This window comes from Paenibacillus sp. GCM10012306 (assembly GCF_042649265.1).
GTDB lineage: Bacteria > Bacillota > Bacilli > Paenibacillales > Paenibacillaceae > Paenibacillus_AQ.
This window is the reverse complement of record NZ_JBHRYW010000015.1, coordinates 19,041-44,050: the sequence shown is the minus strand read 5'-3', so window position 1 is coordinate 44,050 and position 25,010 is coordinate 19,041. Positions and strand designations below refer to the sequence as shown.

Annotated in this window: 18 protein-coding genes and 1 tRNA gene; 4 read left to right on the top strand and 15 right to left on the bottom strand. The window is 49.0% G+C overall.

Annotated features, from left to right (window positions below; translation table 11 throughout):
* Window positions 1-118 precede the first annotated feature (118 nt).
* Together ACFORK_RS25325 and ilvD are read left to right on the top strand one after the other, a co-directional pair.
* On the top strand, window positions 119-1,156 hold the full coding sequence (locus tag ACFORK_RS25325; RefSeq protein ID WP_379204335.1) for an acyltransferase family protein: 1,038 nt from the start codon (window positions 119-121) through the stop codon (window positions 1,154-1,156).
* Between the two features lie 386 nt (window positions 1,157-1,542).
* Window positions 1,543-3,228 carry a dihydroxy-acid dehydratase gene (gene ilvD, locus ACFORK_RS25320; RefSeq protein ID WP_175374088.1) on the top strand — a complete coding sequence of 562 codons (1,686 nt, stop codon included), beginning with the start codon at window positions 1,543-1,545 and terminating at the stop codon, window positions 3,226-3,228.
* A gap of 183 nt (window positions 3,229-3,411) precedes the next feature.
* On the opposite strand, the gene ACFORK_RS25315 is transcribed toward ilvD, so the two are convergent.
* A complete protein-coding gene (locus tag ACFORK_RS25315; RefSeq protein ID WP_379204332.1) occupies window positions 3,412-4,806 on the bottom strand; it encodes a polysaccharide deacetylase family protein in 1,395 nt (464 codons plus the stop codon).
* Between the two features lie 248 nt (window positions 4,807-5,054).
* Between ACFORK_RS25315 and ACFORK_RS25310 the strand changes: the two genes are divergently transcribed.
* A complete protein-coding gene (locus ACFORK_RS25310) occupies window positions 5,055-6,260 on the top strand; it encodes an AI-2E family transporter (protein ID WP_379204330.1) in 1,206 nt (401 codons plus the stop codon).
* Here ACFORK_RS25310 and ACFORK_RS25305 read toward each other — a convergent pair.
* From ACFORK_RS25305 to alaS, 11 genes are all read right to left on the bottom strand, one after another.
* On the bottom strand, window positions 6,221-8,032 hold the full coding sequence (locus ACFORK_RS25305; protein ID WP_379204328.1) for a peptidoglycan D,D-transpeptidase FtsI family protein: 1,812 nt from the start codon (window positions 8,030-8,032) through the stop codon (window positions 6,221-6,223). The two genes, ACFORK_RS25310 and ACFORK_RS25305, sit on opposite strands and share 40 nt — an antisense overlap.
* Before the next feature lie 153 nt (window positions 8,033-8,185).
* Window positions 8,186-10,240, bottom strand: coding sequence for a methyl-accepting chemotaxis protein (locus ACFORK_RS25300; RefSeq protein ID WP_379204326.1), 2,055 nt, complete (start codon window positions 10,238-10,240; stop codon window positions 8,186-8,188).
* A 235-nt stretch (window positions 10,241-10,475) separates the two neighbouring features.
* Complete coding sequence (locus tag ACFORK_RS25295) at window positions 10,476-12,737, bottom strand: methyl-accepting chemotaxis protein (RefSeq protein ID WP_379204324.1); 2,262 nt, start codon at window positions 12,735-12,737, stop codon at window positions 10,476-10,478.
* Window positions 12,738-12,928: 191 nt separating this feature from the next.
* Entirely contained in the window at window positions 12,929-14,260 is a 1,332-nt protein-coding gene (locus ACFORK_RS25290) for a peptidase U32 family protein (RefSeq protein WP_379204322.1), read from the bottom strand.
* Between the two features lie 44 nt (window positions 14,261-14,304).
* Window positions 14,305-15,237 carry a peptidase U32 family protein gene (locus ACFORK_RS25285; protein ID WP_379204320.1) on the bottom strand — a complete coding sequence of 311 codons (933 nt, stop codon included), beginning with the start codon at window positions 15,235-15,237 and terminating at the stop codon, window positions 14,305-14,307.
* A 97-nt stretch (window positions 15,238-15,334) separates the two neighbouring features.
* A complete protein-coding gene (gene mltG / locus ACFORK_RS25280; protein ID WP_379204318.1) occupies window positions 15,335-16,384 on the bottom strand; it encodes an endolytic transglycosylase MltG in 1,050 nt (349 codons plus the stop codon).
* A 393-nt stretch (window positions 16,385-16,777) separates the two neighbouring features.
* Window positions 16,778-17,086 (bottom strand): DUF1292 domain-containing protein, encoded by a 309-nt coding sequence (locus ACFORK_RS25275; RefSeq protein WP_379204316.1) that lies wholly within the window; start codon window positions 17,084-17,086, stop codon window positions 16,778-16,780.
* Entirely contained in the window at window positions 17,079-17,387 is a 309-nt protein-coding gene (locus ACFORK_RS25270) for a DUF1292 domain-containing protein (RefSeq protein WP_379204314.1), read from the bottom strand. The genes ACFORK_RS25275 and ACFORK_RS25270 overlap by 8 nt, the downstream gene beginning before the upstream one ends.
* A gap of 11 nt (window positions 17,388-17,398) precedes the next feature.
* Window positions 17,399-17,815: a Holliday junction resolvase RuvX gene (gene ruvX, locus ACFORK_RS25265; protein ID WP_379204312.1), complete on the bottom strand. Its 417-nt coding sequence runs from the start codon at window positions 17,813-17,815 to the stop codon at window positions 17,399-17,401.
* A complete protein-coding gene (locus tag ACFORK_RS25260; RefSeq protein ID WP_379204467.1) occupies window positions 17,812-18,087 on the bottom strand; it encodes an IreB family regulatory phosphoprotein in 276 nt (91 codons plus the stop codon). Before ACFORK_RS25260 ends, ruvX begins: the two co-directional genes overlap by 4 nt.
* A gap of 321 nt (window positions 18,088-18,408) precedes the next feature.
* A complete protein-coding gene (gene alaS, locus ACFORK_RS25255) occupies window positions 18,409-21,042 on the bottom strand; it encodes an alanine--tRNA ligase (RefSeq protein WP_379204310.1) in 2,634 nt (877 codons plus the stop codon).
* Between the two features lie 489 nt (window positions 21,043-21,531).
* Between alaS and ACFORK_RS25250 the strand changes: the two genes are divergently transcribed.
* Window positions 21,532-21,605: transfer RNA gene (locus ACFORK_RS25250), tRNA-Pro, on the top strand.
* Between the two features lie 33 nt (window positions 21,606-21,638).
* On the opposite strand, the gene ACFORK_RS25245 is transcribed toward ACFORK_RS25250, so the two are convergent.
* The 3 genes from ACFORK_RS25245 to ACFORK_RS25235 all read right to left on the bottom strand — a co-directional run bounded on the left by ACFORK_RS25245 (window position 21,639) and on the right by ACFORK_RS25235 (window position 24,927).
* Window positions 21,639-22,601 carry a threonine ammonia-lyase gene (locus ACFORK_RS25245; protein ID WP_379204308.1) on the bottom strand — a complete coding sequence of 321 codons (963 nt, stop codon included), beginning with the start codon at window positions 22,599-22,601 and terminating at the stop codon, window positions 21,639-21,641.
* A gap of 15 nt (window positions 22,602-22,616) precedes the next feature.
* A complete protein-coding gene (locus ACFORK_RS25240) occupies window positions 22,617-23,621 on the bottom strand; it encodes an ornithine cyclodeaminase family protein (RefSeq protein ID WP_379204306.1) in 1,005 nt (334 codons plus the stop codon).
* Window positions 23,622-24,066: 445 nt separating this feature from the next.
* Complete coding sequence (locus tag ACFORK_RS25235) at window positions 24,067-24,927, bottom strand: Rpn family recombination-promoting nuclease/putative transposase (protein WP_483874858.1); 861 nt, start codon at window positions 24,925-24,927, stop codon at window positions 24,067-24,069.
* Window positions 24,928-25,010: the final 83 nt, after the last annotated feature.

The following is a 25,010-nucleotide window of genomic DNA, read 5'->3' as shown; positions in this document are numbered from 1 at the left end:
ACATCGCCACATTCATTTTGATGACAACGCTTACGCTAGTGAGATTAATCACAATTCAAAGAAATGGAATACGGTATTTTAAAATTAAAGTAATGGATACACTTGGAGGGACATCAGGATGGGAGACGACGCTCTGGAAGCACGCGGGGAGACCTTTTTTCTGAATCTGCGCTTTATGCTTATTGTCACTGTCTTCGTCGGGAATGCCATTGAACCGCTGGTGAGCGGGGTGAGTGTTATGCATCAACTATATCTGTGGATTTTCAGTTTCCATATGCCGCTCTTCGTACTCGTAACCGGGTATTTTGCCCGGAAAAATCTATACGGAACCGCCGGTCGCCGGTTGCTTCTGCAAATCGGATTGCAGTACATTATTTTTCAAAGTCTATATTCCCTGCTCGACAGTAATTACTTCCATGTAAACGGTATTCAGCATTCCTTCTTCGCGCCTTATCTGCTGTTATGGTTTCTTGCGAGTCACGCCTTCTGGCGGCTGCTGATGATTGGAATGAGAGGATGGAAGTTCCGCGCACAGCTAGCTTTTGCCATCATCGCGGGTGTGCTTGTGGGATACCTCCAGCTTGACGGCGTCTGGTTCAGCATTAGTCGCACCTTTGTATATCTGCCCTTTTTCGTGATCGGCTATCACTTTTCGTTTCCCGCCTTCCTCCGCATATTTCGCAAGTGGGCCAAAGCCTCTGCCTGCGTCTGCTCTATCCTACTGCTTATCCCCCTGGGATTATGGGGAACAACTCTTCCACACGGCTGGTTGTATGGATCAATGACCTACATGCAGCTTGACCATCATGAATGGTATGCCGGACTGTACCGTTTGGGACTTTACGGTTGGCAATTGGCAGCTTCCCTTACTTTTCTGGGATGGGTCCCTTACCGAATGAGCCGTATGACTGACTGGGGACGCCGAACGCTATATGTATTCTTGCTTCACGGATTTATTATCCGCTTAGCTGTGGTATCAGGTATATATGATGCTATCAACGGCGCTGCAGGAATTACAGTACTAATTGGTACGGCTGTATTACTGACTATTCTGCTGGCTCAGCCCGCAGTGAAACGCCTCTTGCACCGTCTGGTAGAGCCTTCAGTCAGTTGGATGGTTCACCTGCAACGCGAAGCTTTGCGTCGGTCGTTATAAAAAACTGGTTGGCGTATATCCAGCATCCAAAATAGAATATGAGATCGCTCCTTCTGTCAACAACTGTATTGGTGAATATCCATATCACCGGAAGGAGCGGTCTTTTTGTCTTGAAGAGCAGATATCCTTGACACAAGATCGGTAGAAAAAACTACCCGTTTGTGATAGACTCACTATTAACAATGACGAGTTCGGCTTCGGACAGCCGTCATTCACAGTCATCATAGGCTCATTGCAATCAGTTATAGAAACGGCTTCCCCTCTTCTCTTTGTAAGAAGCTGGACCCCGTTAATTCTATAAACCGCATCTCGTTGCCTCTTATGAGTGCAATGCGTTAATGCGCCACTATATCAGATTTAGCAATTTACTAGGGGGGAAATTCATAATGGCAGTCAAGAAAAAGCGTTCAGACATGATCACCAAAGGTTTCGACCGTGCCCCGCACCGCAGTCTTTTGCGTGCAGCCGGTGTAAAGGAAGAAGATTTCGGCAAACCGTTTATCGCGGTCTGCAATTCCTATATTGATATTGTACCGGGCCATGTACACTTGCAGGAATTCGGTAAAATCGTTAAAGAAGCTATCCGCGAAGCCGGTGGCGTACCGTTCGAGTTCAATACAATTGGGGTAGACGACGGGATTGCCATGGGACATATCGGCATGCGTTACTCCCTGCCAAGCCGTGAGATCATCGCTGATTCCCTGGAGACAGTTGTATCTGCTCACTGGTTCGATGGTATGGTCTGCATCCCGAACTGTGACAAGATCACTCCTGGTATGATGATGGGCGCTCTGCGTGTCAACATTCCTACGATCTTCGTCAGCGGCGGCCCGATGAAGGCTGGCGTGGACAGTAAAGGCAAGAAGCTCTCCCTGACTTCTGTATTCGAAGGCGTTGGCGCACACCAAGTTGGCAAAATCAACGATGCAGAATTGCTTGAACTGGAACAATACGGCTGTCCGACATGTGGATCATGTTCCGGTATGTTCACAGCTAACTCAATGAACTGTCTGGCTGAAGCGATGGGCCTTGCCCTGCCGGGTAACGGTACAATTCTGGCTGTAGCTGAAGAACGTAAAGACTTTGTACGTAAATCGGCGAAACAATTGATGGAACTGATCGAACTTGATCTGAAACCACGCGATATCGTAACTATCGAATCGCTCGATAACGCCTTTGCACTGGATATGGCTATGGGCGGTTCCACCAACACTGTACTTCACACATTGGCCCTGGCTAAGGAAGCTGAAGTGGATTATCCACTGGAGCGTATCAACGAAGTGGCTAACCGGGTACCTTATCTGGCTAAGCTTGCTCCTGCCTCCGATATCTTCATCGAGGACGTAGACCGTGCGGGCGGCGTTAGCGCCGTACTGAACGAATTGCTGAAGAAGCCAGGCGCATTGTACGGTGACTGCATTACCGTTACCGGCAAGACACTGGCCGAAAACGTAAGAGGACATGAGATTAAGGATACTTCCGTTATTCATACGCTTGATAATCCTTATTCGGAAGTTGGCGGCCTGGCTGTACTCTACGGTAACCTGGCACCGGAAGGTTCCATTATCAAGGTTGGTGCGGTTGACGCTTCCGTAGGCGGCTACCACAAAGGTCCAGCAATCTGCTTCGATTCTCAGGAAACTGCGCTGGAAGGCATTGCGAACGGTAAGGTTAAAGAAGGCCACGTTGTGGTTATCCGTTACGAAGGTCCAAAAGGCGGTCCTGGTATGCCAGAAATGCTGGCTCCTACCTCCCAAATCGTGGGCATGGGCCTTGGCGCCAAAGTCGGCCTGATCACAGACGGTCGTTTCTCCGGCGCATCGCGCGGAATCAGCATCGGGCACATTTCTCCAGAAGCAGCTGAAGGCGGACCGATTGCCTTTGTCGAAGATGGCGACATCATCGAGCTGGATCTGATCAATCGCAAGATTGAGCTGCTGGTAGACGAAGAAACCCTTGCTACCCGCCGAGCAGGCTGGAAAGGCTTCGAGCCGAAGGTGAAGACTGGTTACCTCGCTCGTTACTCCAAGCTGGTTACCAACGCTAGTAATGGCGGCGTGTTGAAAATCTAATTACGTCTCAGGCCATGCCAGAACGTAATTCTACATCAAAAGTGGTCCCTCACAGCATTCACCATGCTGTGGGGGACCTTTTTTTTATGCAACTAAATATAAAAAGGGAATGCCTTTCAGCCAAGTTTCGTTGGTCTGAGGCATTCCCTTTTTCCATGATTCAAACTATAATTTCTCTGTGCTTTAATGAACAACAGTTGCACCCGGCAACTCTACTTCATCCAGCGCATTGCTACGATCTATCTCTTCTTCCCTCAGTTCCCGTTTGCGGTTCGCGCTGCGCGGCTGCATCTTCTGATCATGCCGCTTCAACAGTTCAGACAGCGGCATCAGGATGAGCTTAGGCACAAGCACCTCAGTCCGCTCCTTCAGTCTTGCTCCACCAGCCGGATGTATTACGCTTAACAAAAGACTCAGGTAGAGCTTACTAGAGCGGGCGAACCAGCCGTCTGGCATATCCAGTACCGTGAAACCGAACTTCTCCGGTCCCCGATTGATCATGCTGACCCCATATAAAGCCTTGGCTTCCAGAAGGTCTTCGTCATGGGCAATCTCTTCCGCAAGCACCGGCATATCCTTCTCCATCCGGCGAATCATACGGATCGCAAGCTGAGCCGAAGAACGGGAATGCATCCCAAGCTCGAACAGCTCCCGATTATCGACATGTAGCTCGATCACCTTGTCACCTTTGCTTAGCGTGGTTCCATCATCCAAAGTGATCGGTTGTCCCTGATACTTACGCAGACGATAATGTAGGAAAGGCTCGGCCGGTGAAAGAGTTCTTAACTTAAACAGAAATTGAAATAATTTCTCCCATCCTAGCCACAGTCCCACAATCAGGCGTTTTCCGAAGGAAATTTGCTGAATGGACGATTTCTCAGCCGTCTTGATCATTTGGTCAATACGGATGCTACGCAGGCCGCGTTTTTGCGCTTCCTCCAAGGTTCGCTCCAAGGCAATCAGCATCAGTCCTGGAGCATCAGGATCGGCACCGAGCGTCGCACCGCTGTCATGCAGGAGCATCACTTCGCCGGGATTAAGGCGGGCGAGCATTTTCTCCGTAAGCTTCTCAGCCCCTTGCTTCTCGCGCCAATCGCCGAACATCGCTGACCACAATACAATCTTCACACGACGACGCTTCGAGAAATCGAACAAATTCACAATTCCCCAAGGCGGACGATAGTAAGTGCTGTGTTCCCCGGTAATGCTGTAAATAATTTCGTCTGTGCGCTGGATCTGTTTGCTTACCGTTGCCGGACGCATCAGCCAGTTGGTCTTGTGCACATAGTTATGAATACCGATGAGATGGCCCTCCGCATGAATACTGCGGATAAGGTCAGGATAAAGCTCTGCATGGGATCCCACCACGAAAAAGGTCGCCTTAGCGTCATAACGCCTCAGAAGTTCAAGCACCTTCGGCGTAAAACGAGGATCCGGCCCGTCATCAAAGGTCAGCGCAAATTCATGGCTTCCAGTTCCTTTACGGAACACGCGGTAACCGAAAATACGGCTGATAATACCGGGTATAAAGGCATAGAAAGATGAGATGTAAAACAACCAGAGCAGCAAAGTCTGCATGTCTATTCCCCGCTTTTCCAGAGTTGACTTTGGCTCGCCTTAGGTCTGCAAGCAGATACAGCGATACGGCCAAGTGTGTATAGCTTTAACCGCCTTTTTGCGGATATGTATCATCGTCACAAAAAAACGTTACCCCCTATTTTAACACAGCTAGCAAAGAAATAGACGCTTTTTAAGTAAAATCGTGTACAATGGACTCAAGTTGTAAAGACCTTACATATTATATGAAAAGGAGTCGTTAGAATCTTATGCTCCCCTTGTACAAAAAATATTGGCGCACCTTCTTTGATATTGGATTAATTGTACTTACAGTGTATCTGGTCATGTTTGCCTTCAGCAAGCTATACCATTTGGCCGCCCCTGTGTTCCTGTCTTTCTTCGTCTTTATCATTATTGAGCCGCTGGCCCGGTTTCTGAATCGTCGCGGGATCGGCAAACCGTTCGCCTCGGCCATCTCGGTTCTGTTATTCCTCATTCTGCTGTTGGGTACATTGTTCGGTGCTGGCCTTCTGATTACGACTCAGGCACTGCATTTTCAGGACAGCCTGCCCAGATATACAGCTATTGTGCAAGAGCATTTCGTTCAGCTTACCGGCTATCTTCAGAATAAAGTCGACACGCTCCCACCGGATGTGACTCATAAAATCAACGGGTATTTCAAGGATGCCACCGACATCCTCTCTTCATGGCTTATTGTCTTCTTTAAGTATATGATCGGACTGCTGGGCTCGTTCTCTTCTTTTATGGGGAATTTCGGAATCGCCATCATTCTGGCCTTTTTCCTCAGTATGGAGATCAAGGACTGGAAGAAAATTGTCCATGAGAAGATGCCAAAAACCCTTAAGACGGCTTATGCTTTTCTGCAAGGAAATGTGTTTAAAGCGATCGGTGCTTATATCAAAGCCCAGCTCATTCTCATCAGTATCACCTTCGTCATCGTGCTGGTTGGTCTATTCATCCTGGGCACTGGCAATGAGCTGACGATGGCCCTGATCTGCGCCGTGTTCGACGTTCTCCCGCTCCTCGGCGTATCGACCATCCTGATTCCTTGGATCGTGTATCTCTTCATCGTCGGCAATACCTCAATGGCGATCGGACTGATTATCCTTCTCGCTGTAGTGCTAATCCAACGTCAGTTAATGGAACCGAAAATCACTGGTAACTCCATCGGCGTATCTTCCGCGTTCCTGATGCTCTCGTTCGTAATCTTGTCCATGTCAGCGTTTGGCGTAGCTGGCTTGATCCTGTCCCCGATACTGTTGATTCTAATTAAGGAATTAATTCAGCAGGGCTACCTCCAGCGCTGGATCTATCTGCCGCAGGAAGAATTCATCGTCTCTCCGTTCGCGGCATCCGGATCAGAAGCGAAAGCCACGGCTGACCATACTGAACCTGAAACAGAACACCCGGGGGATCAAGCCCCGGAAGTCGACGAGAGCAAGTCGAATACTTGACCGAACAGCTTCGTAGCGGTGTGAGTACTGCCGGGAGACACGTTCTGAACAGACACAGCCACAGCATACCGCGGCTGCTCTACGGGCCCGTAGCCGATGAACCACTGATTATTTCGGGGGATACCCTTGACCTGCGTCTGGGCTGTACCTGATTTACCAGCCAGCGGCCAGTGGGCGGTGCGTAGACTCCTTCCGGTTCCCTCGGTCACTACCTGTCTCATCCATGACAAGAGCAGCCGGGTCGTGGATGCTGAGATTGTTCCAGCCCCGGACGGTGAGAGATGTCCCGGCAATTCCTCCAGCGTCTGGCCGTTCGCAAAAGTGACCTTCTGCAGGATACGGGGAGCGGTGACCTCCCCGCCATGTAGCAGGGTCACTACCAGATTGGCGGCCTGAAGCGGGGTGACCTGCACATCGCGCTGCCCGATGGCGGTCTGTACTCTTGCGCCGCTGTCATCTGGCACCAGGGACGTGAATATCGTCCCGTGCTGCTCCCCCGCCAGCGGCCTCAGAAGAGGCAGTCCCAGGGTATCCTCGGACTGCCAGCCAATGTCTCTTCCCAGTCCCAGCGCCAGCGCGGTGGACTGGATCTGCGCGCCGCTCAGACGTTCGGCGAGCGCGGCGAATACGGTATTGCAGGACACGGCGAACCCTTGCGCCAGCGTAAGGGAGCCGTGTCCTTTTCCTTTCAGGCAGGACAATCCGTACTTCTCATATTGGCCGGAGCAAGTGAAGACTTCCTGCGGTGTTGTAACACCAGCCTCCAGAGCCGCAGCGGCAGTCACAATCTTGAAGATGGAGCCGGGAACGGCGGCTTGCAGCGCTCGATTATTCCATTGTCCACCCTGGGGTGAGATATTCTCTGGATTATATAAAGGCAGAGATACCATTGCTTCAATATCCCCGGTCCGTGAGTCTAATACGACAATTGCGCCCTCCTTCATCCCCGCCTGAACCGCCAGCTTCTCAATACCATCCTGTAGCTTCTTGTCTATCGTTGTGTATAAAGACAACGGGTAATACGGGTTGCCTGGAGAACGGACTTTGAGCGGACTGTCCGGTATACGATTGCCCATGGCATCCACCTGCACATACGCCTCGGTATGCCCTACTCCTCGTAGCAAAGGCTCCAGCGTCTTTTCCAGTCCATCCGTTCCTGTCCTTGGAATTCGAAGGCCTGAAGCACTTGCCAGCCCGCCGTCTGCCTGCGGGACCGCTTCGGACAGGTAGCCAAGCCACTGTTGTCCAGACAACTGACCGTCATACCTGCGGGTAAATGGCAGCACCATCACCCCATCAATATCAAGTCGTTTCACTGCATCAGCTTGAGCAGCGGAAAGCGCCAAAGGCGATTTTCCTATCGGAGATGGCCATAGCAGAGGCTCCTTCTGAATTGCGACCCTGTTCAGCAGTTCCTGATAGCTGACTCCCAAGATGGCCGCCAGTCGATGCATAGGGTCGGCTTCGCTTCGCTCTACCTGTGACTTTACACTAGCCGCCAATTCTTTCTGCGGGAAAAGAGCAGCTGTCCAGATCGTTTCTCCCGCGAGAGGCACGCCGTGACGGTCATAGAGACGCCCACGCCCGCTATCCAGCACCGTTTCGCGCTCGCTCTGGATTTCCGCCATTTTGGCTAAGGAATATGGGCTACCAGGGACAGGCCGATCCTTTATTACGAATTGTACCCAGGCCAGCCGCAAGATCAATATTCCCACGGTAGCGGACAAGATCACTAACGAGCTGAACAGACGACGATGATTGTTGGTGCGCAATGTTGTCTTCCCCCCCTGACAGGATTCCTTATCCCTATTATGTCCCACCTTCCGTCATTAGAATCTTTCCCCTGGCGATTAACAAACTCAAGAGCAAGCCCTAACTTTCGGAGCCTGCTCTTTTGCAATTCACCTTTTAGATTTAATCCGTAACTATACTCTGAACCTTTCAAGACTAGCCTTTAATTTGGCGGAAGCCTTCTGCAAACTTGCGGAAAGCTCCACCAGGTGGTCACTAACACCCTGCTGCTCCCCGCCGAGCGAAGCCACCTCTTCTGAGGCAGCTGACGATTCCTCAGCAATAATACTGACGCTGTCCATCGTCACCGATAGCACCCGTTGCGATTCCCCGAGCCCGTCAATCGAATCGGTAACTGCATCCAGGAAGGTGATGAATTCATTCATCTGACCCTGTACGGATACGAAGAGATCACTGGTGCTTTGTACTGAAGCACTTTGCTCCCCGAACATCGGAGCCACCTCTGCGAGAACCGCGACCGTTTCGTTCATCTCTAGCATGATCTTGTCAGTGATTTCTCCCACCATTGCGATCGAACTTCTGGATTGATCAGCAAGCTGACGGATTTCGCTAGCTACGACCATGAACCCCTGCCCCGCATCACCGGCACGAGAAGCTTCAATGCTGGCATTCAGGGATAAAATATTTGTCTGCTGCGCAATGCGCTGCATGACATCCAGAACCTGAATCACGGACGAAGCTGTTGTCTGGAGGTTGTTCACCTTGTTAACCAGTGTCCGGGTTCTTTCCTCCGTGACCTGTGTCCGGCTCTTGAGTTCCTTCAGCATTGCTACACCTTCGGTGCTGAACTGGCCCACACTGTGCGCTCTGCCATTCATCTCATGCGTAGCGTCTGTTACCCTGTTCATCTGCTCCGAGATCTTTCCGGACAAGGCATTGCCATTGTCCGCTTCCAAGGCTAGGCTGCCCGCACCCCCAGCAACCTCCTCCATAGCGGCAGCAATATCTTTAGCTGCAGATGCCGTTTTGCGAGAAGCACTGCTCAGGATATCTGACATCTCCAGTACCTCCTGAGCGGTCTCATTGGTGCGATCGACAAGTTCTGTAATTCGCTCCATCATTGTGTTGAAGGAGAGCGACAATTGGCCGATCTCATCCCGTGATTTGAACGATGTCCGCACACTAAGATTCCCCTCAGCTCCCTGAAACATCAAGTCCTTGAGCCGGGTCAACGGTCTAGCAACCATCCGCACCATCCACAGCCCCACTAAAAGGGCAATAACAACGGCGGCTCCAACCGCAATGTAGGTCGTCTTCAGAATGCGTACCGTATCTTGGGTTAAATTCTCGGCAGGCACAACCCCCAGCAGCTTCCATCCAGAGCTTTGCATCGTTCCGTAGACCGCCAGAATCGATTTGCCCTCCTCATTCTTGGTCGGCAGTGCACCTGAAGAAGCTTGCTTCAGCCCCGTGAACAAGGTGCCTCCCAGACTTAAGTAAGTATCCGTCTCTTTCTGCATGGAGGATGCAATCAGCTCATCTTTTCCAGTCAGCAGCTGAATGTAGGAGCCTGTACCCAGATTTACCTCGCCTAGCAGCTTTTCAATCTCACTGACCTTTATATCGCTGATCGCTACATATTCTGAATCTGGAGTTTCTCCTGAAATCGCTTTCGCATAATGAAAAACCTCAGGAGCTTTTTCCCCCTTCATCTCTTTGGTCAACCACAGCCCTTCGGGCTTGTCTGGCAGCTGATCAAACCAGGATGCCGAGCGGATACTTTCCATAAAAGCCTCATCCCTCACACCCGCAGCCACAATAGGTATTGATCCATTCGCAGGAACGAGATATACGGCTTGCACACCCTTGGCGCTCGACAACCAGTTGCTGAGCTCTGCGGCAATAACATCGGCTGACAGTCCGGAACCAGACTGACTGGCCTCTTTCATAACTCTCTGTATCTCTTTGTTATAAGCAATCTGGCCCAAATTATCTTCATAACGGAGCATGGTAACATCCAGCTTCTCCGCCGTTTGAATGACCGTTTGCTGGTTGGATGACAATGCATTGTCTTCAATGGTCTGCTTGGCAACGGAATATGAGGTGTAACCGAGCGAGAGCACTATTGCCATAGTGGCAATGAAAAAAACGAGAAAAAGCCGCAGCCCCAAAGACTTAGCGGGATGCAGCCGGTAAAGAAGACTGCGTGGTTGGTTTGTTGACTTCATAAATACAGATCACCTGCCATCATTTACAGTTATTGTTTACTTTAAATATTACAAACTACTATTTTAAACCAAAATTTCCGTGATTGCTGTGATATAGTTGTACGCAGACAATTTGAGATGCAACTCCTTATTTACTTATTTTTTCCTCCTTGAAAAATAAAACTGCCGCCTCTCCAAGGATAAGAGGCGGCAGTGACCGGTATTCGTAGGCCCGGTAGCTTGTCAGTAGTGTTATTTAAATTGTGAACAAGGACAGCTTTTCCTTCAATTGCCCTGATGCGCTTTCCAGCTTCCCGGACAGCGATACTAATTGATCGCTGACATTCTGCTGCTCGCTGCTTAGCGAGGCTACTTCTTCCGAGGTCGCAGACGATTGCTGGGCAACGGCACTTACATTGCCCATCGCTTCAGACAAGACCCCTTGAGAATGACTCAGACTGTTGATGGAGGCCGTTACAGACTCCAAACTCATAATAAATTCATCCATTTGTTCTTTTACGGATACGAAGATATCACTAGTGTTCTTCACCGAACCCATTTGCGCCTCAAAGAGTGGCGTAACTTCGGACAAGACAGCGACTGTCTCATTCATCTCGGTCATGATCTTGTCAGTAATTCCGGCCACCAGCGCAATCGACTGCTTGGACTGGTCTGCCAGTTGGCGGACCTCTCCGGCAACAACCATGAAGCCCCGGCCGGCTTCGCCTGCGCGTGCGGCTTCAATTGTAGCATTCAGGGACAGAATGTTCGTCTGCTGGGTAATATTCTTCATGACATCCAGTACTTTGATGACAGAGAACACCGTTTCTTTCAGATTGTTGACACGCGCGACCAGCGCTCCTGTCATCTCTCCCGTACGGCTCGTCTGACCCAGTAGCTCCTCCAACTGATTAGCACCTCTGCTGCTGGCCTCTCCGACACTGCGCGCTGCTTCATCCATCTCGGAATTGGCAGACACAACCGTCTGCATTTGCGTAGCGATCAGTTCAGTCAATTCATTGCCGCGCTCTGCCTCCAAGGCCAGACTGCCTGCACCACCGGCAATCTCTTCTGTGGCTGCGGCGATTTCTTTGGCAGACACAGCTGTTTTGCGTGAAGCATCGCCCAGCTCTCCGGCAGTTTCCAGTACGTCACGTGCCGTTTCGGTCGTCTGCGCCACAAGCTCTGTAATTCGTCCCATCATCGTATTGAAGGATGCGGACAATTGGCCGATTTCATCCTGCGATGCATATTCGGTACGAACACTTAGGTCGCCCTTTGCCCCTTCTACCATCAGATCCTTAAGCCGGGATAGCGGACGGGCAATCATGCGAACCATCCAGTAGCCAAGAAGGATGGCAAGCAAGGCTGCTCCCCCGGCAGCAACAAAGGTAGTAAGGAGGATTGGATAAGCCTCCTTGACCAACTCCCCAGTAGGAATAATACCAGACAGCTTCCAGTCCGCTTTGGTCATTGGATTGAAGACAGCCAGAACCTGCTTTCCTTCTTCGTTTGTATTCTCCTGACTTTTATTCTTTGTCTTGCTGTCTTTGATAAATGCAAACTTGGATTCCTTCCCATCATCTGCGAGTATATTAGAGGCGATGACGATACCATTAGGATCTACCAATTGGATACGGGCACCGTCGCCCAGCTTAACACTCTTGAAGGCGTCTTCCAGCATATTATTTTTCAGTTCTAGCAGCATCACATACCCTGAATTCTCACCGAGATTTCGGAGTGAGCGTACCATAGCGATATTCGTTCCGCCTTTGCCCTCGACTGCAGTAGAGAACCAGTAATTCTGTGCGCCATTCGTATCGGAATAATGCGATTTATATTCTTTGGTCCGTTCAACCGCCTGCTTGAACCAATCCGTGTCTCTGATCCCTTCAAGCACCAGGCCCGAGCTACCAGTGGTAATAACATCGGAATTCGCCTCTTCTGGAATCAAAGAGATGCTGACTACGTTGGAATCGGAGGTCGTTTGGCTCGATAGCTTCTTGCCGATGGTACTTGAAGCTACAAATTTATCGTAATAGGTATCCGCTTTGCTCAGTGACGTCAGATCACCCTGAATCTGCGGATCAAAAAACAACTGAAGCGCAAGCGTCTCATATTGTTTGAGTATGATGTCCATCTTCTCCGAGGTCTGAATGACCGTTTGACGGTTGGCCTCTGCGACATTACTCTTAATCGTACTTTTCGCTTTTGAATACGACAACAAACCCAGAAGCAGTACGACAATCACGATGGACGATAAAAAGATCAGGAACAGCTTGACCCCGACAGATTTCACCGGATTTACTCTTTTCATCTGACTCACCGAGCCCCGCAGCACGCTTTTCATGCTTACGCCTGATTTTACGCCGCTTTTGAGCTTGCCGATACTGGATGCACCGGACTTACGCTGGTTCTTTTTCTCTGTGTTTTCTTTCACCGACTTCTCATTCTTTCCCACTCTCATCCTTCTCTCTTTCTGCTCATCACTCTTACTCTCCTGTTCCGGAGTTCCCATTAGATCACCCACCAGTTAGATTAGAGATGTATGTAAGCGTTGTCTGACATATATATCGGCAAACAGTCCTTTTTTTCTTAGGTTTTTTGAATAATCTTTTCCATGAGTTTGTAACTTTTAGCCTATTTAGGAAACTCAAAAACGGGACCATCCTCGCTTGAGAGAGGAAAGTCCCGTATCTTTGTCAATTCTTATTTTCTTTTACGCATCATGTCAAAATAAGCCACTGGTGCATCTACCTTCATGCGCACCTTCTGCAGCGGGTGACGGGCGGCATCCAGCGAATTGCCTTCCTCGTCCCAGATCTCTCCTACCGTCTGCTTGAAAAAGGTATCGTTCGGTCCAAAGAACTCCACTTGCTGGCCCGGCTTGAAGTGATTGCGTTGCTGAATCAGTGCGGTACCTGTCTCAGCATCATACTCCAGCACCAATCCGGCAAAATCATACGGAGCCGCTTTTTCTTCAGGTTCATAGATATGATCCTCATGGTCCGGCGTATCGTAGAAAAAGCCTGTGTTCAGCGGACGGTTCGCCGCTTTGTTCAGCTCTTCCAGCCATTCTGGCTTCAGTACATAGCCTTCAGGATCAGCCATGTAGGCATCAATCGCCTTACGATAAGCATTTACTACGGTAGCCACATAGTGAATGGATTTCATCCGGCCTTCAATCTTGAAGCTGTCGATGCCGACTTCGATCAAATCGGGGATGCTCTCCAACATGCACAAGTCTTTGGACCCCATGGTGAATGGATTGTCCTGTGGCTCATGCAGTGGAAGCTGAGTCACTCCTGGCAGCAGACGCTCAGGAGACTGCATAGCTTCCGCCTGCTCTTCTTCAGACACCCAGGTTCCTTCCGGACGCGCATCCTCGAACAGATCGTATTTCCAGCGGCATGACTGACAGCAGCCCCCACGGTTAGAGTCCCGGTCTGTGAAGTGATTGGATAGTACACAGCGACCGGAGTAGGAGGAACACATCGCGCCGTGGATAAAGCTCTCAATCTCAATATCCACATGCTTCTTGATCTCGGCAATTTCCTCCAGGCTAGTCTCCCGGCCGAGAACGACACGAGGCAGCCCCTCCTCCTTCCAGAAGGATACAGCTTGCCAGTTCAAAGTAGACTGTTGGGTGCTGAGATGCACCTCCAGACCCGGAACCAGGCGGCGAGCCGTATCGACAATGGCTGGGTCGGCTACAATGATCGCGGCGATGCCGGCTTCATATAAATTACGCAGGTATTCTTCAATCCCCGCGACATCTTCATTGTGAGCATAGATGTTCGTTGCTACAAAGACTTTCGCGCCATATTTCTTGGCGAATTCTACACCTTCGCGCATTTCCTCAAAACTGAAATTGTCAGCATTGGAACGCAAGCCATATTTCTGGCCGCCAATATAGACGGCATCTGCACCATAATGTACGGCGAATTTCAATTTTTCCAAATTGCCCGCCGGAGCCAGGAGCTCCGGTTTGTCCAGACGATAACGTTTGCCCTTATGCTGCGGCTTGGTCATGGTACTCATTCCTGTTCTCCCCTCCATTTCCCCATTCTGCGGGGTCTATACGTTTAGTACACTTGCTCTTTATAAAAGAATCCGAAGGACAGCTCGCGCTCAGGGTCCTGCAGCTTACGAACCTCATCCAGCCATTCCTCCTGGAAGGCATAACCTTCAGGATCAGCTGCATACGCATCAATCGCTGTGCGGTAAGCTCGAACAACGGCAACATTATAAGCTGTCGGCTTCAGCAGCCCTTCAATCTTAAAGCTCTGCACACCTGCTTCCAGCATGATATGCAGGTCTTCCATAATGCAAATATCATCCGAACTCATAATATGAGTGCCGTTGTCATCTTCATAAATCGGAAATATCTCACCCGGACGCTCGGCTTCAACCAGGAATAGACCGCGCTCCTTGCCCAGGCTTCCGCCATCTGTTGGACGTCCTTGGTGGGTCATGTAACTCGCTACGAGCTTACGCTTGGAATGATAAATATTCGTCATGCCATGCACCTGAACCTGGGCCTCTATTTCCAGCAGCGGCACCATCTCCGTAATCTCGTCCATATTCAGCTCACGAGCCAATACAACCCGGGATGCGCCTTTGCGTCCCCAATAGTTAGACGTAGCGTAGTTGGTGGATGTCATCTCCGCGTTCCAGTGCAGCTTGAGGCCCGGTGCCTCCTGTCGCACGGCAGCCAGCACCGCCGGGTCACCGAATTCAATAGCGTCAACACCCAATTCGCCTATAGCTTTCACATAGGCTGGCAGTTCTTCCAGCAAGCTGTTGGGCATCAGACCGCCCAGCCCAGCAACGATTTTGCAGCCCCGGGCATGGGCCATCTCTACGACTGCCTTGGTATCTTCTAATGTAAAATGCCCAGCCAACCTCATGCCAAAACGGTCATCCCCGATCAACAGCGCATCTGCGCCTGCATCCAGCAAGACTGCCGCTTCTTCCAGCGATGCTGCCGTCGCCAGCAGCTCCGGTTTTTTGTTCATTGATAATCCTCCTACGTCTGTCACAGCTTGCAAGCCGGTGATGACCTGCGGCACCTTGAGCAGGCCCACAGTATGCACCACCCTCCATTGTAATGCGTTACTGCGAAGTTTGTTTGCTTTTTTGAATATTGGCTAAATGTTCCTTATACGTCTTGGCAAAGAGATGACCCTTGCTGCCATCCTTCTTCGTGACATAGAAATAATAATCAGAAGCTTCCGGCTCCAGCGCCGCCTGGATCGACGGCAAACCAGGGTTGCAAATTGGTCCCGGCGGAAGCCCTGCATGCCTGTACGTATTATAAGGACTCTCAATCTCAAGATCCTTGTAGAGCAGTCTTTCCTTCGGTTGATCCAGCAGGTACTGAACCGTGGCGTCAATCTCCAGCTTCTGTTCTTTCTTCAGCCGGTTATAGATCACTCCCGCTACCAGCGGACGTTCCCTGTCAACTACAACCTCACGTTCCACCAGGGAAGCGACGGTCAGCAACTCATGCAGACTGAGGCCTCTTGCTTTGAGCTTTTCGTGCCAATTCGGAATGGTATCAAGCTTCTTCGCCAGCTGTTCCAACATCGCTTCCAGAATTTCCTGTGGTGTACTATTCTTCGGCAACTCATAGGTTTCCGGGAACAGATATCCCTCCAGACGATGACGCAGCATTGGTTCCTGGGGAATACCAAGGACGTCGGCTTCTTTCAGCGCCTTGCCGGAATTCATAAGATCCACAAAGACAGCCGCATTCAGCTTGGAGGCAACAGCTAGCTTGTCTGCCACCTGTTCTGCCGTGTACCCTTCAGGAATGGTGAAAGTCAGGGTCTCTTCCTTGACCACATCGCCAGCGTTTAGCCTTGCAATTAGCTCATCATAGGTGTCGCCTGGTTTCGCCATATAGGTGCCAGCCTTGAATTTCGAGCCTTCTTTGGTCCATTTCAGATATCCTTTGAAAAAAAGACTGTTGCGGATTATCCCGTTCTTCTCAAGCAGGTCAGCAATTCCTGCGCTTCCCGTGCCCTTCTCAATCGTGAACGTTACGGGCTGTCCGGCAGGAGCTACCGGTTGCATCCCGTTCCAAATATACCACGCTCCTCCACCTCCCACTGCTATTAGCAGAAGAAGGATCAGCAGCACAGTGCGGATTGCGGATTTCAATGGATCTCCTCACTTTCCGACTGAATCGATTTCATAATGCGGATTTCAATCCGAATAGGTATGATATCTAGTTACACCTAAACCATGTCCAACTAGATATCGATGATTAGACGCTCACTTATGGATTATGAAATCGATTCGACTATAAAGTATAAAATTCTATCGTCCCAAATTCAACCTATAATTTTATGGCTCTATACCAAAATCAGCGGTTGACGCTGCATGGGGGCATTACGGGCTCAGAGGGTTCTTCCGATCGCTGTCAAAGCCCAATTTATAGATTATACAAGGAATTATAGGTCCAGTTAAATTAAGCCTTTCCAAGCAAAAAGAGCGCGGAATACTCCGCCCTCCTTCATGCCAATTCTAAATGTGATGTACGCCGCCAGCGTCCTATTCCAAATCTTCCTCTGGAAAAGTAAGCTCGTCATACAGCTCTGAAATATCTTCCCATTCTTCATCGTCGACGATGACTTCCAGTTCAGGAAGCCCGTCAGGCGAGACTACAATCCGAAGAATATCATATTCTCCGTTCTTGCCGGAACCCTCCAGCACCGCATAACCGCGGCCACCGACTTCAAACTCCGCAATAATATCGTAAACGGAAGATTTGCCCTGCTCATCTTCCAGTTCTACAGTCTCTCCATACGCATCTTTAAGACGGGAAGTCCATACCGCCTGATCAGCGGACAACTCAGTCATTCTCTGCTCCCCCGTCCAGCTCGTCGACCAGGGTATTGAACGTCTCTTCGACGATCTCCCACTCCTCGTCATTCTCGATCATGAACAGTTGCAGATCATCGCCGTCTTCCTCATAGCGGAAGGCGTACACTTCGTCGGACTCTTCGTCTTCGGAATCCAGCGGAACTACCATCATGTACTTGGCATCCGAACCGTCAACCTCAAACTTCATGATGACCTCGAATTCCTCTTCATTACCTTCCTCATCGGGAATATAGATAATTTCCGGTTCTTCTTCTTGGCCAATATGTTCGTTTGTCATATGCGCACCCCTCACCTTTTACTGTTAGCATCCAAAAAATTTTGCAAAATCAGGGCTGCAGCCATTTTGTCCACAATCCCTTTGCGCTTCTTTCGGCTCACGTCCCCTTCAATCAGCACCCGCTCGGCGGATACCGTCGTCAGACGCTCATCCCAAAGGTGTACGGGCATTTCCAATTGTTCCCGAAGCTTGTCAGCGAACTCTATGCAGATTTCACCACGGGGACCTACGGTGCCGTTCATGTTCTTCGGCAGCCCAACCACGATTTCTCCGATTTCATGCTCCTTGACGAGTTCGCGGATGCGTTCGAACTCTCTTCCGTCTCCGCGCCGCTCAATGGTCTCCAGAGATTGTGCCGTCCAGCCGAAAATATCACTTGCGGCGACGCCGATTCTACGGTCGCCATAATCCAAACCTAGCATCTTCATTTGGTTTTATCCACCTGATGATTGGCTAAGTAGAACCGCACCAGTTCCTCAATCAGCTCATCACGTTCTTTTCTCCGGACCAAACTTCTAGCATTGTTGTGACGGGGAATATAAGCCGGATCTCCGGAAAGAAGATACCCTACGATCTGGTTGATCGGGTGATACTCCTTATCTACGAGCGCATTATATACCGCAAGCAGAATTTCCTCGGGAGAAGCTTCCTTCTCGTCGCCCTTCACATTGAATTTAACTGTTTTGTCCATGGAGTCCATATGTGACACCTTCCTTCTGCAAATCACCTGTAGCAGGCGCCTTCGCAAACTCGCTGCTGTACAGCTCACTTGCTGCCCTCATCATAACATATTCATGCCCCAACAAGAAAATCCTGCCTAGATATAACGCTTTTTTTGGCATTTCATCTACAAAAAACGTGAATTTTTTGGTCTTTAAGCTATTGCCAAAACCATATTTCACCTAAATCAGATGGCCCAGCCACGAAGCAGCGGTACTGAGAGGAAAGACTCAGTACCGCTGTCTGTCTTCGCAAATGAAATTTCGGCTTTGGCCCTTTGGACCAAAGTTCGAACGCTCGCTTATCCCAGGGCTGCTACCAGTTCTTCAGCCTTGGCCAAAGCCTCGGCCAGCTTCGAAGCATCTTTACCGCCAGCTTGCGCCATATCTGGACGTCCGCCGCCACCGCCGCCGCATACCGCAGCAACTTCCTTCACCAGCTTGCCGGCATGGTAGCCGCGCTTCACCAGCTCTTGAGGTACGGCTACGACAAAGTTCACTTTGTCGTCCATGGCTGCGCCCAGAACAAGCACTGCGTCAGGCAGCTTGGCCTTCAGCTCGTCGGCTGTGGAACGCAGTGCATCCATGCTGCCTGCTTGGACAGATACAGCCAGTAGTTGCGTGCCGCTACCAACCGTCTTGACACTACTAGTAAGCTCAGCTGCAAATGTAGCACTCAGCTTGGATTGCAGTGACTCGTTCTCACGCGACAGCTCACGCACTTGACCATGCAGAGCTTCAATCCGTTTCGGCACATCATTCAGGGAAGACTTCAGCAGTCCTGCGGATTGTTTGAGCAGATCCAGCTGACTCTCAGTGAACTGGTATGCATAGCGTCCAGTTACGGCCTCGATCCGGCGCACACCGGAGCCGATGCCGCTCTCGCTGAGCAGCTTGAAGATACCAATCTGCGAAGTATTGCTAACGTGGCAGCCACCACACAGCTCCAAGCTGTAGTCGCCAACCTGAACCACGCGGACGATGTTGCCATATTTTTCACCGAACAATGCCATAGCTCCCATTGCCTTGGCTTCGTCAATCGGTTTGTTCTCAATTACTACATCCAGACCGCGCCAGATTTGCTCGTTTACACGGTGCTCAATTTCACTGAGCTCTTCAGGCGTAATAGCACCAAAGTGTGAGAAGTCAAAGCGCAGACGTCCACCTTCTACCAAAGATCCTGCCTGATTAACATGTCCGCCCAGCACTTCCTTAAGCGCTTTGTGCAGCAAGTGAGTAGCGGTGTGGTTCTTCACGATGTCCTCACGCTCAGCGCGATTGACCTCGGCACGAACGGTATCGCCTACCCGCAGCTCGCCAGCTTCTACTGTTACCAGGTGTACATGCTGTCCATGCGGTGCCTTGAACAACCCCTTGACTTTAGCGGTTACGGAACCGCCGCTCAGCACACCAGTGTCACTTACCTGACCGCCACTTTCCGCGTAGAACGGTGTGGTATCCAGAATAACTTGGGCCTCTGTGCCTTCGCCAGCGATATCTGCCAGCTCATTGTCGACAACAATCGCCACAATTTTGGATTCGGTTACCGAGTCATTATAACCAACAAACTCGCTTTTAACCGTCAGTTCAGAAAGGGCTCCGCCCTGAATTTTCATACTGCCGCCATCCTGGCGTGCGGCTCTCGCACGGTCACGCTGCTCCTGCATTGCTGCATCGAAGCCTTCGCGGTCCACGGTCAATCCCTGTTCAGCTGCAAAATCTTCTGTCAGGTCAAACGGGAAGCCGTAAGTATCATACAATTTGAACGCATCTTTACCACCGATCACATTAGCGCCGCTCTCTTTAGCTTTGCTGCTGATTTCACTAAGGATGGCCAGACCGTCGGACAGTGTCTCGTGGAAACGCTCTTCTTCCGTACGGATAATCTTCGCGATATATTCGCGGTTCTCCACCACAGACGGATAGTACACGCCCATAATGTCGCCTACGGTTTCAGTCAGCTCATGCAGGAATGGACGATCCAGACCCAGTGTCTTTCCGTAACGGACTGCGCGGCGAAGCAAACGACGGATAATGTATCCACGACCTTCATTAGAAGGAAGAACGCCATCACCCACAGCGAAAGTAACTGTACGCACATGGTCAGCAATGACTTTAAGTGCAATATCCTGCTCCAGGCTATCCTTATAATTTACACCTGCAAGCTTGGCTGTCTTCTGAATAATCGGCTGGAACAAGTCCGTATCGAAGTTGGAATCTACATCCTGCAGGATCGAAGCAAAACGTTCCAGACCTGCGCCTGTATCAATATTCTTGTTAGGAAGCGGTGTATAGCTACCGTCTTTATTATGGTTGAACTGGGAGAATACCAGGTTCCAGACTTCCAGCCAACGCTCATTTTCCCCGCCTGGATACATTTCCGGATCCGTCAGATCGTTGCCGTAGGCTTCGCCGCGGTCATAGAAAATCTCCGAGCAAGGTCCGCAAGGGCCTTCGCCGATATCCCAGAAGTTCTCGTCACCTAGCTTAATGATGCGTTCAGCCGGCAAGCCGACTTTTTCGTTCCACAGCTTGAAGGCTTCTTCATCCTCAGCGTATACAGTTACAGAGATGCGGTTTGGATCAAAGCCGATCCACTCTTTGCCCGTCAGGAATTCCCAAGCCCAGGTAATCGCTTCTTCCTTGAAATAGTCGCCGATAGAGAAGTTACCCAACATCTCGAAGAACGTATGGTGACGACGTGTCTTGCCGACGTTCTCGATATCGTTGGTACGGATACACTTTTGGGAATTGGTCAGACGTGGATTCTCAGGAATCTCCCGGCCGTCAAAGTACGCCTTCAGCGGCGCCATCCCGGCATTGATCCACAGCAACGATGGATCGTTGTGAGGTACGAGCGAGGCGCTCGGCTCGATTTTGTGACTTTTACTTTCGAAAAATTGCAACCATTTGGAACGGATTTCACTTGCTTTCATCGTATACAGCCCCCGTCTTATCCTTAATTTTGAGATCACGGTTATTTCGAAAAACAAATGGAAAACAAAAAAACGCCCCTGAAAATTCAGGGACGATTAGATCGCGGTACCACCCTGGTTATCGCCTTATCCCGTTATAGCGGGAAAACTACAGACGATCGCCTTGTCGCGGCTGTTAACGGGAACCCCCGGCGGACTTGAACCCGCACTCCGAAATCAGCTTTCCACCGGCCTGTCTCCAGGGTTCTCACAGCCATTACGAACATCTTCGTAAAGGAACCCGTTCTCTGTGCAAGCCATCTTCCGGTGTACTCCATTTCATCAACGTTTTATCACATTTGCTTTTTAACATTTCAAGTATATCCACAGCCCTGATTCCTGTCAATCTAACCCGCACATATTCCGCAACTCGTCACCAAAATTCCAATTTACACCACGTTAACACAAGCGTATAATCTCAATTAACTAGAGCATTACGACTGCTAACAACGAGACGTGGCTCAGCTTGGTAGAGCGCTTGCTTCGGGAGCAAGAGGTCGCAGGTTCAAATCCTGTCGTCTCGATTTCTTTTACAGTTAACGGGTTCGCCACTACAATCAATACTTGCTCAATATAGATGTTAAGACATCCCCATCAATGTTGCCTCCGCTTAGAACAAGCGCAATGTTTGTTCCTCCAACTCTTTCTCTGTAGTCCATAATGGCTGCAACTGCTGTACCACTTCCTGCTTCTATAATATATTTCTCTTCTTTGGCTATAAAACTTACAGCTTTGGCGATAGAGTCTTCTGAAACGGCTATGAAATCATCAACATAATCTTTTGCCATCTCATAACTCAGTTTCCCAACCCCACCAAGCAGAGCATCACACAATGATTCTTCGCTAGGATATTCTTCATAGAAGACATTGTCTTCGTAAGACTTTAACATTGCAGGACAAGCCTCTGTTTGTACGCCAATAATACGGATAGATGGTTTAATAAATTTCGCCGCAACCGCGATCCCCGTAATAAGACCTCCACCGCCTACCGGAACTACTATAGTATCAATATCTTTATTCTGTTCCAGAATTTCAATGGCAACGGTACCTTGTCCACCATAGATTTCTGGATCACTATAGTAGGCGTCAATATAGGTTAACCCGTGCTCACGAATATACTTCATACCTAATGAATGAGCCTCATCAAAAGTACCACCTAATAGCATTACATTCGCCCCAAAATACTTAATTTTATCTATCTTACTTTGAGGAGTTGTTTGTGGCACAATTACAGTTACATTTTTGACTCCCAAGATGGATGCTGCATAGCTTACGGCACTTCCATGGTTTCCTGAAGAAATGGCTGCCACACCACAGCTTTTTTCTTCTTCCGTTAACGTCATCATTTTGTTTAAAGCCCCACGGATTTTGAAACTTTTCGCCCTTTGTAGAGACTCAAGCTTGAAAAAATATCTTCTGTCTTCATCACCTAAGTAAAAGGACTCCTCAAGTGGTGTTTTTTTCAAATAAGTCTTGATCCGATCATAAGCATTTTTCACATTTTCATAGCTAAAAGTCATTTTCTTATTCTCTCCTTAAAGGTTAAACTCGACACCAAGATCATTTTCTTCTGCACGTTGTAATGCAATTTTCGCTGCGTAGATATCCAAAATCGCCATACCTGTAGCATCAAATATAGTGATTTGCTCATTATCCGTTCTTCCAGTTGTTTTTCCTAAAATTAAATCACCTATCTCACCAGCTATATCACTTTCATTAATAATGCCCTGTTTAAGAGGAATCTCAATTTCGCCAACCTGCATACAGTGTTCTTTGTCATCTAAGAAGATGCTGGCACCTGAAAAAATGCGTGAGTCTAGTTCCTGTTTTCCTGCCATGTCTGCACCGATACAAGAAATATGCGTTCCTTTTTTTACCCACTCCATGTGGATGATAGGAGTTCTTGAAGACGTCACCGTTATGATAATGTCACTATTCTTCACTGCATCCTCTAAACCATCTACTTCTTCAAAGATAATTGCGTTGGCTTCCATCCCAAATTCATCTTGAAGTCTATGCGGTATACTATCGACAAAACTTTTCAATTTCACTCTATCTCTGGCAGCAACTCTGACTACTTTCAAATTCGGCAGCGCATATAAAGCACATGCAATTTGATATATAGCTTGGTTGCCAGATCCTACAACAAAAAGGTTCTCAGATTCTTTTCTAGCCAAATATTTGGCTCCGATCGCCCCCGAAGCCCCCGTCCGTATTCCTGTAATGAAAGAACCGTTAGTAACGCCTAACGCTTGCCCTGATTCCGCATCAAATACAGTAATCAGCCCCATTAAAGTCGGAATATTTTTCTCCTCATTATCAGCAAACCATGTAACTGTTTTATGCCCAAACACTTTGTCTTGCTTGAGGTAGCCTGATTTAATGTCCATATCTGCCTTGCCTGGATCAAAATCATAGAAAATAGTTGGCCATGTCTCAGTTTTATTATCGCTTCTAGCTCTGTAAACTGCTTCAACAAGGTTAATTACCTGCTGAACATTCAATACTTTTTTAACATCCTTATCACTTAAGATTCGCATTCGTGGCACCTCTGGAAAGTAGAATTATATAAGCCGAACAAAAGAAAGTAACGAAAAGCGAAGAGGAGTGAAGGGGGAAGTTTGGAACTGTAGGAGCGAAGCGATCGCCTTTGTCACCAGATTCCAACCGCTAGAAGCGGTATTAAAGAGGAAATCTGGGGACAACAGCGACCGGAAGTCCAAACATTCCACCGTAGTGACGATGAGCCTTACGTTCGGTTCTTAAGTTCGTCTTATATAGGTTTAAAAAAAGCATTGAATCTCACCCCTCCTAATAAATAGGCCCTAACGGGAATGAGACTCAATGCTTTTCTTCGTTTTTACCCGGGGATAAAAACAAGCACGGTATTTATTTGTAGCTATATAATAGCTAATTATTCTTAAATTCACAATAAAACTTGCTGTAGTTTTCCACGGAACAGAGTTGACTATTTCAATCCTCTAGCTACTTTTTCAGCGCAAGAATCTCTTGTTCCGACAATCCAGTTGCTTTGGAAATGGTAGCGATATCCATATTCAAGGACAGCATGTTCTTGGCAACCTCTTTGATCCCTTCTTTGATCCCCTCTTTAATTCCTTCCTCAACACCAGCTTTAAGTCCGGCTTGCTTCGCCCCTTCGATCATTGACGCTTCGTCATGCAGATATTTCTGACGGGCTTCATACAAACGGCGGGCCTCCGAATCCTGGCTTAAGTACTGCAGGGTGTCCATAGCCTTTTCCAGTCCTGGTTCATTCATCTTCAGCACCTCCCAATGGGTTGGGTCTACTCCTTTGAGGAACAGCAGCCAATTTTCTAGTCCGCTATTCGAAGGAATCATATCTTCAAGCTTCGGCAGCTCCAAAAAGTGCACCTCGATATCATCAATAAACTGTATTCCAGTGCGGTCTTCACGGAGATGAAATACACTGTGGTATTCGTCATTTGACAGGAAAGCATAGTTCAGAATGTTGATCGTCACACACTTCTTCAACTCCTGGTACTTTTCACCTTCCTTAAGCTGACTGGCATACCGTTTGCTCCAATAGAACAGCGTCCGCTTTTCAATATCATACTTGTTGAATAACTGCATCTCGATATCGATCAGCTTACCCTCAGTTGTCTTTGCATAAACATCGAATATGGACTGCTTGTCGAGCGGATCGTCCTTGTCGGTGTAAGGGTTCATCAGGATAATCTCGGTAAGCGGTGGTTCTCCAGCCTGAATAAATATACGGTTCAGAAAAGCCAACAACACATCCTTGTTATTCTCACTGCCAAAGATTCGTTTGAACACAAAATCGACTCTCGGATCGAGCAATTCCATATCGGTTAGCTCCATTCTTCTTATCGTTTATTATACCAAGATAGAACAACCTTCGCCCTCATTTCTATGAATTTTATCCGTCT